The sequence below is a fragment of the Lacimonas salitolerans genome (genome assembly GCF_042677865.1).
In the GTDB taxonomy this organism is placed as follows: domain Bacteria; phylum Pseudomonadota; class Alphaproteobacteria; order Rhodobacterales; family Rhodobacteraceae; genus Lutimaribacter; species Lutimaribacter salitolerans.
Window position 1 is genome coordinate 1 of the sequence record NZ_JBHUDD010000053.1, and the last position, 13,661, is coordinate 13,661.

The window sequence follows — 13,661 nt, forward strand, 5'->3', positions numbered from 1 at the left end:
CTACCCCCCGGGTGGGTCATTTTTAAATGATCACGATGGGTCAGTTTTGAATGCAGATTGACACCCAGCGCCACCCAGACCAGCAGCGGCAGCGCCAACCAGTCGGTCGCCACGATGTCGCGCCAGCCCCAGGCCCCCACCAGCACCGCACCGGCCACCAGCATGCCGAAGGTGAACACCACCGCCGGCTCGCCCCGGTTCAGCTTGCGCACCAGCGGGGTATAGACCGCATGCGCCACGCAGCCGATGAAATACACCGCCTCGCCGCGCCCCACCTGAAACTGCGACAGCAGGTCCAGATCGGCGCGAAAGATCACCCACAGCGCCCCGGTGGCCCCGATCGCCAGCGCGCCCGCCATGCGCGGGGTGGTGATCTGGCGCAGCAGGAACCAGCCCGCGATGGCCGAGATGATCGGCGTCAGCGTGAACACCGCCGAGGCCGACACCGCAGGCGCGGTTTTCAGACCTTCGAACATCAGCACGAAATAGACGCCGAATATGCCACCCAGCAGCAGATACCGCCACGGCGCGCGCAATGCCTCGCGCTTGATGCCGCGGGTGGCGATCGCCACAGACCCCACGATCACCGCCGCCAGCGCGAACCGCAGCGCGTTCAGCGCCGACGGGGCGATGTCATTGGCCACCATCACACCCAACGAGAATGACCCCGCCACCAGCGCCGAGAACAGCAGCATGGCCAGATGGCCCCTTGCGGCCTCGGTCACGGGCGCGGGTCCGGCACGCCCCATGCCTGCGCGCGTTCCTTCAGAAATGTCAGCAGGGTCTGGACCTTGACCGTGCGGTGCAGATCGACATGGGTGACCAGCCACATCGGCACCTCCCACTCGCGCAGGGGCGGCATCACTTCCAGCAGGTCGGGATGATGCACGGCCTCCCACAGCGGCAGGAACCCGATCCCGCCCCCGTCGACGACTGCCAGTTCCAGCGCCCGCGTCTCGGTGCTGCGAAACCGGATCGCGGCATCGTCCACATTGCGGCGCAGCCACTTGTTGAACGGCGCGCGCATGCCCGGATCATCATGCGCAACGAACACGTGATTGCCGAAATCCTCGGGGCCATCGGGCAGCCCGTGCCGGTCGGCATAGTCACGCGCGGCATACAGGCCATACCCCTGGCGAAAGAACGGCTGCACCACGTTGTCGGGTTCATCCGGGGCTGTTTCGCCCGCGCGGATCGCCACATGCGCCTCGCCGTATTCCAGCCGGAACAGCCGTTCGCCGGTCAGATAGCGCAGGACGATATCGGTGTGCGTGTCCTGAAACATCTTCAGCGCGGGCGACAGCAGCGGCGCCAGCCCCGACAGCGAGGTGATCACCAACTCGCCCGTCATGTCGTTGGTGCCGCCCTTCAGACGCCCGGCCAGTTGGTGAAACTGCTCGTCCGTGGCCTGCGCGACACGCAGCAGGTCGGCGCCTGCTTCGGTCGGGGTGTAGCCGCGTGCGTGCCGCTGGAACAGCTTGACGCCCAGCCGTCCTTCCAGCGCGTCGATATGGCGGATCACGGTGGCGTGGTGCACGCCCAGAACCTCGGCCGCGCCGCTGACCGTGCGCAGCCGCGCCACCTGAAACGCGGTGCGAATCTCATCCCAGTTGTCCATGCCTGCCTCTTGCTGCCCGCAACCGGAGGTGACTATGCGCGCGGCCCGGCCAAATGGCCAGAGCCGCCGGGACAATAGCCCGAAACAAAGCGCTTGAACGCCCGCAGCATCGGGCGCACCGCCTCCATGGCCTCGCGGGCGCAGGCCAGATCGCCGCGCGCCGCGGCCTGCTGGCAGCCGCGCAACTGCCCGCCGATCACGCGCAGGCCCATCACATCCGCCGCCCCGGCCACGCGATGCGCCTCGGCGGCCAGCGCCTCGGGCGACAGACCGGGGATGCCATCGGCCAGCCCCTGGACCTGCGCCGCCAGCGTTTCCATTTGGCGGCACACGCCCGCGCGGCCCAGCAGAGCTTCCAGTTCGGACAGGATGTCCGGCTCGGGACGGCCCGCAGCGTCAAGACCGGCGGTCGGCCCGCTCGCGCGCGGCCCGGATGCCCCCGCCCCGCCGCGCACCATATGTTGCAGCTTGCGCCGCAGGTCGGACGTGTCGAACGGCTTGTGCATCAACCGCCCCTCGCTGGCCATGCGCCGTTCGAATGCGATGCTGTGGGCGGTGACCGCCCCGCCGGTCAGAAACAGAAACGGCGGGCCATCCGGGCCGACCGCCGTGCAAAAGGCAGGCCCGTCCATGTCGGGCATCATGATGTCACACAGGATGATGTCGCAGCCCTGACCGGCCCGCAGCGCCTCCAGCGCGCGGCGCGCGTCGTTGAACACGGTGATGTCAAAGGCATCCTCCAGCATCCGCGCCACCAGCGTGGTGACCAGCACATCGTCATCCACCACCATCACCCGTGGCCGCGCCGCCCCGGCCGCCCGCCGCGCCGCCGCCTGCGCCACCGTGCCGGCCTCTCCCCTGTCGGCCAGCGCCGGCAGCGTGATCTCCACCCGCGTGCCCTGCCCGGGGGTCGAGGTGATCTCGAGCGTGCCATCCGCCTCGGCCAGAATCCTGCGGCAGATCGGCAGGCCCAGCCCGGTGCCCCCGCTTTCGCCACGCCTTGTAAAAAACGGCTCGAACAGCCGCGCCAGGTCGTCGGGCGGAATGCCCACGCCGTTGTCCTCGACCACGATCCGCACCCGGTCGCCCGCCGCGGAGACATCGATGCCGATCCCGTTCTGCCCGCGATCCTCGGACTGGAACGCATGCGCGGCGTTGCTCAAAAGGTTCAACATCACCTGGCTCAACCGCCCCGGTGCGATGGGCACATGCGGCACCTGCCCCAGCGCCATGTCCAGTTGCGCCCGGTGGCGCAGGTCCGACATCGCCATGCGAGACGCGATGCGGATCACCTCGGCAGGATCACAGGCGTTCTCCGACCCGTCGACCCGGCTGATCGCTTTCAGATCGGCGACGATCTCGCGCACATAGCGCCCGCCGGTGGCCGCGCCTTCCAGCGCCTCGGCGATTTCGGGCGTTGCGGTGCCATCCCGGCGCAGCAGATCCTCGATCCGCTCCAGATTGCCCAGAACATAGGTCAGCGGATTGTTGATCTCGTGCGCCACACCGGCGGCCATCGTGCCCATGGTCGCCATATGCGACGACAGCTGGATCTGCGCGTCGCGCGCGCGCGCCTCGTGCTCGATCCGCACCCGGTCCGAGATATCGCGGAACACCCCCAGGATGGCCGTCTGCCCGTCAATCTCGATCAGCGACCCGCTGATCTCGGCCAGCAGTTCGGTGCCGTCGGCACACAGGATCGGGGCATGGGTCGTGTCGCGCTTGTTGCGCATCAGCGCCGCGACATGGTCGGCAAACCCCTGGCGCACCTGGTCGCTGACACGTGGCGGATGCAGCTCGGATTGATGCATGCCGACCAGTTCGGCGATGGGTTTGCCCCACAGCCTCTCGGCGGGCTGGTTCGCCTCGAGGATCGTGCCGGTGACCGCATCGGCCAGGATCGCGGCATCGTTCATGTGGTGAAACAGCACGGTGAACCGCCGTTGGGTGTCTTCAAGCTGGCGTTCGACCTGCTGCATCAGGGTCCGGTCGGTCAGGCTGCCCACGATGATGATCGGCTTGCCCTCGTCATCGCGCAGGGCCTGCCCGTTGGCCAGGAAATGCCCGTAGCGATTGTCGCCCAGATGAAACCGCAACTCGATATTCTTGTACGGCGTGCCAAGCTCCAGATGGTTGTTGATCGCCTGCTTGACCCGGTCGTGATCACTCGGGTGGACCAGCGCGGCCAGTTCGTCCCGTTTGGTGGGGGCCTTTTCATGCGGCAGCCCGACCATGTCGCTGGTGCGGCGCGACCATTCGACCACATCGCTTTCGACATGCCACATCCAGTAGCCGTCAACCGACTCTTCCAGAAAGGTCTTGAGCGCGCGGTTCTGCAAATCGGTCCGGCGATTATCGACAAAGCGGCGGATGATCTCGGAGGCCGCGGCCCAGTCCATGCTGACCAGCATGTCGAACAGATCGCCCAGCGGCACCTGCGCGGCCTGCGCATTGTCTGCCGCCAGCCCCAGCACGGCGATATGCACGCCCTGTGCGCGGCACCGCGCCACCGCGCGGGCGACCGGGTCCAGATTGCAGCCTTGGCCGAACGGCACGATCAGCACGCCCATTTCGGCCCCCGGCTGGGTGTTGCATCCCTGCAGATCGGACAGGGACACATCGGCCGGCACCACATGCCCCGCCAGGGTGTCGCGGGCAAAGCGCATTCCCTCGGGCGCAGTGCCCGTGTCGAGTACCAGACAATCGCTGCCTTTCACTCTGCTCTCCCTGCCATATTGCCGGTATGCGCGGCCTGCACCCTGACATTCACAGCCCATTGTCGCAATCTAAAATGCCCGCGACACGCCCTGCGCCCGGGCTGGCGGACGGCAGGTCGGACTGCACCGGTTACCGCACCTGGCTCATGCGCCACGGTCGATCTCGTGCTGGGCCCACAGATGGCCGACAAAGGCGCCCTTGACCAGCCGCAGCAGACCCAGCGTCAGACCCCCGATCACGGCCGTGACCACAAGGGCAAGCATCAAGGGGTCGGACCGGAACGCGACAAACCCCAATCCCAGAACAGGGATCAGCAATAGCCCGACGATCGTCATGGTGATAAAGGCCGGCCCGTCCGCAGCACGGTACAGCCCCATGGGCTCACCGCAGGCCGAACATTTCTGAACGACGGTCAGGTAGCCGTCGAACAACCTGCCTTCGCCGCAGTTCGGACAGCGGCACAACAGCCCCCGACGCATGGCTTCGGCGTTGGATCGCGCGGGCAGAGCGGGGCGTGTTTCGGGGTCATCGGCCATGCCCCCTACATAGGTCCGCAGGGGCCCGACTGCAAAGGCGCGCAGGCATGCCCTCGTGCCCGGCCGGGTTCGGGGCCAAGTCGCAGCCCGCCTTGCCCACTCTCTTGACTCGGGCGCGCGCTGGCCCTATTGCCCCATCCAACACCCGGAAGACCCCGCTCTTCCGGTCCTCGACCGCAGGTCAGGATCGCCCCCCGTCAGCGCGGTGCGCCCACGGGGGCCACACCTGTTTGGCGGCTCGGGGTTTCACACCACCCGCCGCGCCCCCATCTGGGCAGGCAGATCGAGGCCGCAACAAGGAGCCGACGGCATGTTTGAAAATCTGTCCGAACGCCTGTCCGGTGTCTTCGACCGCCTGACCAAGCAGGGCGCGCTGTCCGAGGATGACGTCAAGACCGCCCTGCGCGAGGTGCGCGTGGCCCTGCTCGAGGCGGATGTCTCCCTGCCCGTCGCCCGCGACTTCATCGCCCGCGTGCAGGAAAAGGCCACCGGACAGGCCGTCACCAAATCCGTCACCCCCGGTCAGCAGGTCGTCAAGATCGTGCATGACGCGCTGGTGGCCACGCTGACCGGCGACGAAGACCCCGGCAAGCTCAAGATCGACAACCCGCCCGCCCCGATGCTGATGGTCGGCCTGCAGGGCGGCGGCAAGACCACCACCACCGCCAAGCTGGCCAAGCGGCTCAAGGAACGCGATGGCAAGCGCGTGCTGATGGCCTCGCTCGACATCTATCGCCCCGCCGCGATGGAACAGCTGGCCGTGCTGGGCGCGCAGATCGGCGTCGACACCCTGCCCATCGTGGCCGGGCAGAAACCCGTCGACATCGCCCGCCGCGCCAAGCAGCAGGCGACCATGGGCGGCTATGATGTCTACATGCTCGACACCGCCGGGCGGCTCCAGATCGACGAGGTGCTGATGCAGGAGGTGGCCGATGTGGCCGCCGTCACCAGCCCGCGCGAAACCCTGCTGGTGGTCGATGGTCTGACCGGTCAGGTCGCCGTCGAGGTGGCACAGGAATTCGACGCCAAGATCGGCATCTCCGGCGTGGTCCTGACCCGGATGGACAGCGACGGGCGCGGCGGCGCCGCCCTGTCGATGCGCGCGGTCACCGGCAAGCCGATCCGCTTTGTCGGTCTGGGCGAAAAGATGGACGCGCTGGAAACCTTCGAGCCCGAGCGCATCGCCGGCCGCATCCTTGGCATGGGCGACATCGTGGCGCTGGTCGAAAAGGCGCAGGACACCATCGAGGCCGAACAGGCCGAGCGCATGATGAAGCGCTTCCAGAAGGGTCAGTTCAACATGAACGACCTGAAAATGCAGCTTGAACAGATGACCAAGATGGGCGGCATGGAATCCATCATGGGCATGATGCCCGGCATGGGCAAGATGGCCAAGCAGGTGCAGGACGCGGGCTTTGACGACAAGATCATCCGCCAGCAGGTCGCGCTGATCCAGTCGATGACCAAGAAGGAACGCGCCAACCCCCAGATCCTTCAGGCCAGCCGCAAGAAGCGGATCGCCAGGGGCGCGGGGCTGGAAGTCTCCGACCTCAACAAGCTGCTCAAGATGCACCGCCAGATGGCGGACGTGATGAAAAAGATGGGCAAGATGGGCAAGGGCGGCATGTTCAAGCAGGCCATGAAGGGCATGATGGGCAAAGGCGGCGGCATGCCCGACATGAACGACCCCAAGGCGATGGAGGCCGCGGCCAAGGCCATGGGCACCCGGCTGCCCGGCGGCATGGGTGGCGGCATGGGCCTGCCCGGCGGCCTGTCCGGTTTCGGCAAGAAGAAATGATCACCGCGGCCCCCACATTGACCACGGCGCGACTGATCCTGCGCCAGCCGGTGCCGGGCGATATGGATGCCTATGTCGCCTATGCGATGTCGGATCGTGCGCGCTTTGTGGGTGGGCCGTTCGACGAGGCACAGGCCGTTGCAAGGCTGGGCGCGATGATCGCGCACTGGCCGCTGCACGGCTACGGCCGCTATGTCATGATGCAGGGCGAGCGCGCCATCGGCCATGTCGGCCCGCTGGCCCGCGACGATGACCATCCCCCCGAAATGACATGGACCCTGTGGGACGGCGCGGCCGAGGGACAGGGTCTCGCGACCGAGGCGGCACAGGCCGTCACCCGCCACGTCTTCGACGATCTGCGCTGGCCCGCGATGATCCTGCGGATCGAGTCCGGCAACACAGCCTCGCTCCGCCTGGCCGAAAAGCTGGGCGCCACCCTGTCGGACGATCCGATCCCCGGATGGTCGGCAGATGTGCTGACCTATGATCTGCGCGCACAGGTGCGCGCATGACCACGATTCCCACGCTCACCACCGACCGCCTGATCCTGCGCGCGCCTCGGCTGGCCGATTTCGACGCCTGGGCGGACTATTTCACCAGCCCCCGCTCGGTATTCGAAGGCGGACCGTTCGACCGCGTGCAGGCCTATCGCATCTGGGCATCGGACGTGGCGCTGTGGCAGCTGCGCGGCTATGGCCCCTTTGCCGTCGAAGACCGCGACACGGGCGCGCATCTGGGCGACGTGGGCCTCTACCAGTCCGCAGGCTACCCCGCCGCCGAGCTGGGCTGGTTCACCGTGCCTCAGGCCGAGGGCAAGGGCATCGCGTTCGAGGCTGCACAACGCGTGCTGGACTGGCTGCGCGACACCACCGACTGGCCCCATGTGACCAACATCATCCATCCCGACAACGACCGCTCCATCGCGCTGGGTCTGCGGCTGGGCGGGGTAATCGACCCGTCGTTGCCCGGCATCGACCAAGGGGATGTGGTGATCCGCCACGACCTGAAAGGGGCGCAGACATGAACCTGACCAACGCCCCCACGCTGGAAACCGCAGACCTGATCCTGCGCAGCCACCGCCCCGAGGATATCGAACCGCTGATCGCCTTTTTGACCGATCCGGTGCGCGCGGCGGGCTTTGGCGCGCATCCCGACCGGCACGAGGCCTGGCGCTGGGTCGCCCTGTCGGTGGGCCACTGGCACATCCACGGCTACGGCTATTTCACGATCGAGGACAAGGCATCGGGCCAGCCCGCCGGAATCACCGGCATCTGGAACCCCGATGGCTGGCCCGAACCCGAACTGGGCTGGGTCGTGTTCGATGGCTTCGAGGGCCGCGGTGTGGCGTATCAGGCCGCCGCCCGCGCCCGCGAATGGGCCTATGACGATCTGGGCTTCACCACGATGACCTCGAACATCGTGCCGGGCAACACCCGCTCGATCGCGCTGGCCGAACGGCTGGGCGCGCGGTTCGAACGCGAATACCAGAACGTGCACATGGGCAAGGATCTGCTCTATCGCCACCCCGGCCCCGGCGCGCTGGACAGCGACGGCAATGTCGAGGCCTACGCATGACCCGGCTTTGCGTCGATATCCCGGTGATCGAGACCGACCGCCTGATCCTGCGCGAGATGCGCGACGCCGATCTGGACGTGATCGCCGATTTCTTTGCCGATGACCGCAGCGCCTTTGTCGGCGGGACGAAATCGCGCGCCGACAGCTGGCGGGTGATCGCGGGGGCTCTGGGTCACTGGCTGCTGCGCGGCCATGGCATGTGGCTGGTGGCCGACCGGACCACCGATCAGCCCATCGGCGGCGTCGGTTTCCTGAGCCCCGAAGGCTGGGATGAACCCGAACTGGGCTGGCACCTGTACAACGGCCACGAAGGCAAGGGCTATGCTTTCGAGGCCGCAACCGCCGCGCGCGCCTATGGCGCCGCGCATTTCGGGCTGGACGGCGTGATCAGCTACATCGCGCCGGGCAACACCCGCTCGGCCGCGCTGGCCGAACGGCTGGGGGCGACGGTCGAACGGCAGGGCATGCTGCTGGGCCATGATGTCAATATCTACCGCCACCCCAAGGTCGGGGGGCGCGACGCATGACCAGCCACACCATCCCCGAACTGACCACCCAGCGCCTTGTGCTGCGCGGGCCGGAACCGCAGGATTACCCCGACTTCAAGGCGACGTTCTCCAGCTACCGCTCGCGCTTCATGGGCGGGCCGCTGAACGGCTACGAGGCGTGGATGCTCTATGCCGCCGAGATCGGCCATTGGCAGATTCGCGGCTATGGCATGTGGATGATCCACGCGCGCGACACCGACCGCACGCTGGGCATGGCCGGCGGCTGGTTTCCGGCCAAATGGCCCGAGCCCGAAATCGCCTGGATCATCTGGCCGGATGTGGCGGGCAAGGGCTATGCGCTGGAAGCCACCCACCGCGTGCGCCGCTATTTCTACGACGACATGGGATGGCAGACGGCGGTCAGCTACATCGACCCAAAGAACCTCGATTCGATCCGGCTGGCCGAACGGCTGGGGGCCACGCGCGATCCTGCCGCACCGTCGATCGACGGGCATGACGTGGTCTACCGCCACCCCGCCCCCGACGCGCTGCGCGGCAGCCAGATCGAGCATGGCATCGGGATGGAGATCGCCAACTACGCCGACCCGCTGTTCAAACCGAAAGGGTTCGCGCTTGACTGATCTCGCCCGCCACACCTGTGCCCCCGCGACTGCATGGCATGTGCATGGTTTGTGCATGCCCGGTGCACAGCCGTTTTTCGCCCAAAGGAGCACCTGATGAGCAACGACGCCACCCGCGCCGCCGCGCTTCTCAAAGAGCACCGCGCCAGCATCGACCGGCTGGACGCGATCCTTGTCTACACCTTGGGCGAGCGGTTCAAGCACACCCAGGCCGTGGGCAAGCTCAAGGCCGAACACGACCTTCCCCCGTCCGATCCCACGCGCGAAGCGCAGCAGATCGAGCGGCTAGAAGACCTGGCGCGCCGGGCCGATCTGGACCCGGAATTCGCCAAGAAGTTCCTCAACTTCATCATCGCTGAAGTCATTCAGCACCATCGAAAACACCAGACGTAGGGTGGGTGCAAACCCACCATTCGCCAACTCGCAAGGTGGGACACCCCCACCAAACCCCCGCCATTAAAGGAGAAATCAAAATGGCCATGAAAATCCGCCTCGCTCGTGGTGGCTCCAAGAAACGCCCCTTCTACCGCATCGTGGCCGCTGACAGCCGCATGCCGCGCGATGGCCGCTTCATCGAGAAGCTGGGCACCTACAACCCGCTGCTGCCCAAGGACAGCGAAGAGCGCGTGAAGATGGACGTCGAGCGTATCCAGCACTGGCTGGATCAGGGTGCCGCGCCCACGGATCGCGTGTCGCGCATGCTCGAAGCCGCAGGCGTCATCGCCAAGAAAGAGCGCAACAACCCCAAGAAGGCCGTTCCCGGCAAGAAAGCCACCGAACGGGCCGAGGAAAAGGCCGCCAAGGCAGCCGCCGCAGCCGAGGCCCCAGCAGAAGAAGCCGCAGCCGAGTAATCGGCGCTGCCCCGTGGCGGCCCTTGCCAAGGGCCGCCACCTGCCGGACAGGCTTGCAAATCCTTGGCAAACCGGTGTTTTCTATTGCGCAGCGCAACCCTGTGAAAGGTGCAGCCAGCATGTCAGAGCGGATCTGCGTCGGTGCCATCGCGGGCGCCTTCGGCGTCAAGGGCGAGGTGCGGCTGAAAAGTTTCACCTCGACCCCCGAGGATATTGCCGATTACGCCCCCCTCGAAACCGAGGATGGCGCTATGGAATTCGACGTCACCGTCGAACGCGTGATCAACAACGGGCTTGCCGCCCGCCTGACGGGGATCAAGACCAAGGAACAGGCCGATGCCCTGAAAGGCGTGCGCCTGTTCGTCCCGCGCGACCGCCTGCCTGCCTTGCCGGATGACGAGTTCTACCACGCCGACCTGCTGGGCCTGCCCGTGTTCGACACCGGTGGCACGCAGATTGGTCACGTCAAGGCGGTGCATGACCATGGCGCCGGCGACCTACTGGAAATCCACGGCCCGGGGCTGAAATCCACCGTCCTGCTGCCCTTCACCCGCGAGGCTGTGCCCACCGTCGATCTGGTCGCGGGCCGCATCATCGCCGATCCGCCCGAGGGGCTGTTCTGATCCCGTGCGCGTGATCGTGCATGCCGGGTTCCACAGGACCGGAACCACCAGCATCCAGCACATGATGCAGCGCAACGCGCGCAAACTGGCCCGCCATTTCCGCATCCTCACCCGCCGCCAGATGCCCGCCCTGTGCGAGGCCGCCCGCGCCTGGTCGCTGTCACACGATGCCGCCGATCTGGGGCTCGTGACCTTCGAACTGGCGCAAATCCTCGAACCGCTCGACCCCGTCGACACGCGCCCGCTGGTCCTGTCCTCCGAGGATCTGTCTGGCCACATGCCGGGGCGCTTCGACCTGACCGGATATGACGCCGCGCCACGGCTAATGGCCACGATCGAACAGACCACACAGACCTGCCTGCCGGGTGCCGATCTGGCCTTCTTCTTCACCATCCGCGCCACCGCGCCCTGGCTGCGCAGCACCTGGGCGCAGCACGTCCGCGCCATCCGCTTCACCGAACCGCGTGACGCCTACCTCGCGCGCATGGCCCCCCATGCCGATCTGACAGCCACCGTGGCGCGCATCGCCGCCGCCGTCACCGCGCCGGTCCATGCCACCGCGCTCGAGGCGTGCGCGGATGCCCCCTTCGGCCCCTTCACCCCGCTTCTGGACCTGATGCAGCCCCCGCAGAAACTGCGCGCCAAGCTGACTGCGCTGCCGCCCTCGAACCCGTCCTTTCCCAATCCGGTGCTGGCGCAATTCCTTGCCCTCAATCAATCAAACCTGACGCGCGCCGCGCTGGCCGAGGCCAAGAAAACCCTGATGGAGGATTGGCGCAGCACCGCCCGCCTTGGCTGACACAGCCCCTTGGCCCGGCCCCGCCGCCGTCGTATAGCCGCACCCATGACCCAGACACCCAGCCCCCCGCCGTCAAAAAGCCATGGCCGCAAATCGATCAGCGCCTCGGCGACCCCGCGCAGCCTGACCGAGGACACCCGGCTGGCCCGCGCGTGGACAGCGCAGATCATCACCTTGCTGCCACAGGCCTTTCCCGGCGTTCTGGCCGAAAGCCTGACCGGCAAGGCCCTGCGCGACGGCCTCTGGCAGCTTGATACCGTCGATCTGCGCCAATTCGGCGAGGGTCGCCATCGCAATGTCGATGACACGCCCGCAGGCGGCGGCGCGGGCATGGTGCTGCGCGCCGACGTGATGGGCCGCGCCATCGACCACGCGCTGGGTCGGTCCCCCGGCCCACTGGTCTATCTCTCTCCGCGGGGTCGGCGCTTCGATCAGCAGATGGCGCGCGACTGGGCCAGCCTTCCGGGCATCAAGATGATCTGCGGCCGCTTCGAAGGGCTGGATCAGCGCGTGCTCGACCACTACCGCATCGCCGAGGTCAGCCTGGGCGATTTCGTGATGACCGGCGGCGAGATCGCGGCGCAGGCCATGCTGGACGCCACCGTGCGCTTGCTGCCGGGCGTGCTGGGCAATGCCGACAGCACGACGGATGAAAGCCACTCGGATGGCCTGCTGGAACACCCGCAGTACACCCGGCCCGCCGAATGGCAGGGCCTGACCATCCCCGAAGTCCTGATGTCCGGTCATCATGGCGAGATCGCGAAATGGCGGCAGGCCCAGGCGCAGGAACTGACCCGCACGCGCCGCCCCGACCTCTGGACCGCGCGCCGGACCAAGGACTGACCGTCCCGCTTCATCTTGCAGGATAAACTCCCGCCAGAGGCTCCCGTCCGCGCAACAGGCACTGCGGCCAAGGCCCACACCGCCCGCGCAACAGCCACCCGCCCGAGCCGAAGCCCGAAGGGCGCAGGCGAGATACCCTGCGCGCGCGCCCGCGCGCTCCTTGCGATCACGCCATTTCCCCTTGCCAGACAGGGCCATCCGCCCTATACCTCGCCCGTCCGCGACCCGAACACCCGAGTCGCCGGGCCTGTTTGCGTATGGCACCCCGCCTTCTTCGGCACCGGGTCGGCGCGCAGGCAGATGACAGACAGACGACGACACAAAGCAATGACGACCTGACCTCTGGCGGGCGGCAAGGGCCGGACCCGGAAGAAGACCAAGAGCTCTGAGGCGCAACACACCTTTGCGGACAAAACCGCAAGCAAATCAGGAGTACGGTCAGATGGATCTGATCAAGCAACTCGAGGCCGAACAGATTGCCTCGCTGGGGAAAACCATCCCCGATTTCAAGGCCGGCGACACCATTCGCGTCGGCTACAAGGTGACCGAGGGCACCCGCACCCGCGTTCAGAACTACGAAGGCGTCTGCATCAGCCGCAAGCACGGCAAGGGCATCGACGCCTCGTTCACCGTGCGCAAGATCTCCTTTGGCGAAGGCGTGGAACGCGTGTTCCCGCTCTATTCGACCAACATCGACCATATCGAAGTGGTCCGCCGTGGCCGTGTCCGTCGCGCCAAGCTGTATTACCTGCGCGCGCGTCGCGGCAAATCGGCCCGGATCGCGGAAGTGTCCAACTACAAGCCGAAATCCGGCGCATCAGCATAAGGACGGACGAGATGAAAAAAGATACACATCCCGAGTACCACTTCATCGACGTCAAAATGACCGATGGCACCATCCTCAAGATGCGCTCGACCTGGGGCAAGGAAGGCGACACGCTGTCGCTGGATATCGACCCCACCGTGCACCCGGCCTGGACCGGTGGCTCGTCGCGCCTGATGGATGCCGGCGGCCGCGTCTCGAAGTTCAAGAACAAGTACGCCGGTCTGGGCTTCTGATCCCGCACCGCTTCGCGTGTTCGCAAACGCCGTCCCCATGGGGGCGGCGTTTTTCGTTGTCGCCGCCTCTTCCATATTTCTGCAACAGATGCGAAAGCATCGCCCACACAGA

The 13,661-nt window shown here is 66.7% G+C and carries 17 protein-coding genes; 13 read left to right on the forward strand and 4 right to left on the reverse strand.

Features of this window, described 5'->3' with window-relative positions:
- The 4 genes from ACFTOW_RS09280 to ACFTOW_RS09295 all read right to left on the reverse strand — a co-directional run.
- On the reverse strand, positions 1-749 hold a 749-nt coding region (locus ACFTOW_RS09280; protein ID WP_379914911.1), incomplete at its 3' end, for a DMT family transporter.
- Positions 722-1,618: a LysR family transcriptional regulator gene (locus tag ACFTOW_RS09285; RefSeq protein WP_379914913.1), complete on the reverse strand. Its 897-nt coding sequence runs from the start codon at positions 1,616-1,618 to the stop codon at positions 722-724. The genes ACFTOW_RS09285 and ACFTOW_RS09280, both read right to left, overlap by 28 nt.
- A gap of 32 nt (positions 1,619-1,650) precedes the next feature.
- Positions 1,651-4,335: an ATP-binding protein gene (locus ACFTOW_RS09290; RefSeq protein WP_379914915.1), complete on the reverse strand. Its 2,685-nt coding sequence runs from the start codon at positions 4,333-4,335 to the stop codon at positions 1,651-1,653.
- A 144-nt stretch (positions 4,336-4,479) separates the two neighbouring features.
- Positions 4,480-4,872 carry a DUF983 domain-containing protein gene (locus ACFTOW_RS09295; RefSeq protein ID WP_379914917.1) on the reverse strand — a complete coding sequence of 131 codons (393 nt, stop codon included), beginning with the start codon at positions 4,870-4,872 and terminating at the stop codon, positions 4,480-4,482.
- Between the two features lie 310 nt (positions 4,873-5,182).
- Between ACFTOW_RS09295 and ffh the strand changes: the two genes are divergently transcribed.
- From ffh to rpmE, 13 genes are all read left to right on the forward strand, one after another.
- The gene (gene ffh, locus ACFTOW_RS09300) at positions 5,183-6,670 is read left to right on the forward strand and encodes a signal recognition particle protein (RefSeq protein ID WP_379914919.1); all 1,488 of its coding nucleotides are present in this window, start codon (positions 5,183-5,185) and stop codon (positions 6,668-6,670) included.
- A complete protein-coding gene (locus ACFTOW_RS09305) occupies positions 6,667-7,182 on the forward strand; it encodes a GNAT family N-acetyltransferase (protein ID WP_379914921.1) in 516 nt (171 codons plus the stop codon). The genes ffh and ACFTOW_RS09305 overlap by 4 nt, the downstream gene beginning before the upstream one ends.
- Positions 7,179-7,694 (forward strand): GNAT family N-acetyltransferase, encoded by a 516-nt coding sequence (locus ACFTOW_RS09310; RefSeq protein ID WP_379914923.1) that lies wholly within the window; start codon positions 7,179-7,181, stop codon positions 7,692-7,694. Before ACFTOW_RS09305 ends, ACFTOW_RS09310 begins: the two co-directional genes overlap by 4 nt.
- Positions 7,691-8,245 carry a GNAT family N-acetyltransferase gene (locus ACFTOW_RS09315; RefSeq protein WP_379914925.1) on the forward strand — a complete coding sequence of 185 codons (555 nt, stop codon included), beginning with the start codon at positions 7,691-7,693 and terminating at the stop codon, positions 8,243-8,245. The genes ACFTOW_RS09310 and ACFTOW_RS09315 overlap by 4 nt, the downstream gene beginning before the upstream one ends.
- Positions 8,242-8,772 (forward strand): GNAT family N-acetyltransferase, encoded by a 531-nt coding sequence (locus ACFTOW_RS09320; RefSeq protein ID WP_379914927.1) that lies wholly within the window; start codon positions 8,242-8,244, stop codon positions 8,770-8,772. The genes ACFTOW_RS09315 and ACFTOW_RS09320 overlap by 4 nt, the downstream gene beginning before the upstream one ends.
- Positions 8,769-9,374: a GNAT family N-acetyltransferase gene (locus ACFTOW_RS09325; protein ID WP_379914929.1), complete on the forward strand. Its 606-nt coding sequence runs from the start codon at positions 8,769-8,771 to the stop codon at positions 9,372-9,374. The genes ACFTOW_RS09320 and ACFTOW_RS09325 overlap by 4 nt, the downstream gene beginning before the upstream one ends.
- Positions 9,375-9,470: 96 nt before the next feature.
- Positions 9,471-9,767, forward strand: coding sequence for a chorismate mutase (locus ACFTOW_RS09330; RefSeq protein WP_379914932.1), 297 nt, complete (start codon positions 9,471-9,473; stop codon positions 9,765-9,767).
- Positions 9,768-9,847: 80 nt separating this feature from the next.
- Positions 9,848-10,225 (forward strand): 30S ribosomal protein S16, encoded by a 378-nt coding sequence (gene rpsP, locus ACFTOW_RS09335; protein WP_379914934.1) that lies wholly within the window; start codon positions 9,848-9,850, stop codon positions 10,223-10,225.
- Between the two features lie 119 nt (positions 10,226-10,344).
- Complete coding sequence (rimM, locus tag ACFTOW_RS09340; RefSeq protein WP_379914937.1) at positions 10,345-10,848, forward strand: ribosome maturation factor RimM; 504 nt, start codon at positions 10,345-10,347, stop codon at positions 10,846-10,848.
- Between the two features lie 4 nt (positions 10,849-10,852).
- Positions 10,853-11,647, forward strand: a complete 795-nt coding sequence (locus tag ACFTOW_RS09345) for a hypothetical protein (protein WP_379914939.1) — start codon at positions 10,853-10,855, stop codon at positions 11,645-11,647.
- A 45-nt stretch (positions 11,648-11,692) separates the two neighbouring features.
- On the forward strand, positions 11,693-12,490 hold the full coding sequence (gene trmD, locus ACFTOW_RS09350) for a tRNA (guanosine(37)-N1)-methyltransferase TrmD (protein WP_379914941.1): 798 nt from the start codon (positions 11,693-11,695) through the stop codon (positions 12,488-12,490).
- 442 nt (positions 12,491-12,932) lie between these two features.
- On the forward strand, positions 12,933-13,316 hold the full coding sequence (rplS, locus tag ACFTOW_RS09355; RefSeq protein WP_379914943.1) for a 50S ribosomal protein L19: 384 nt from the start codon (positions 12,933-12,935) through the stop codon (positions 13,314-13,316).
- A gap of 11 nt (positions 13,317-13,327) precedes the next feature.
- A complete protein-coding gene (gene rpmE / locus ACFTOW_RS09360) occupies positions 13,328-13,549 on the forward strand; it encodes a 50S ribosomal protein L31 (RefSeq protein ID WP_024810020.1) in 222 nt (73 codons plus the stop codon).
- The last annotated feature ends 112 nt before the right edge of the window (positions 13,550-13,661 follow it).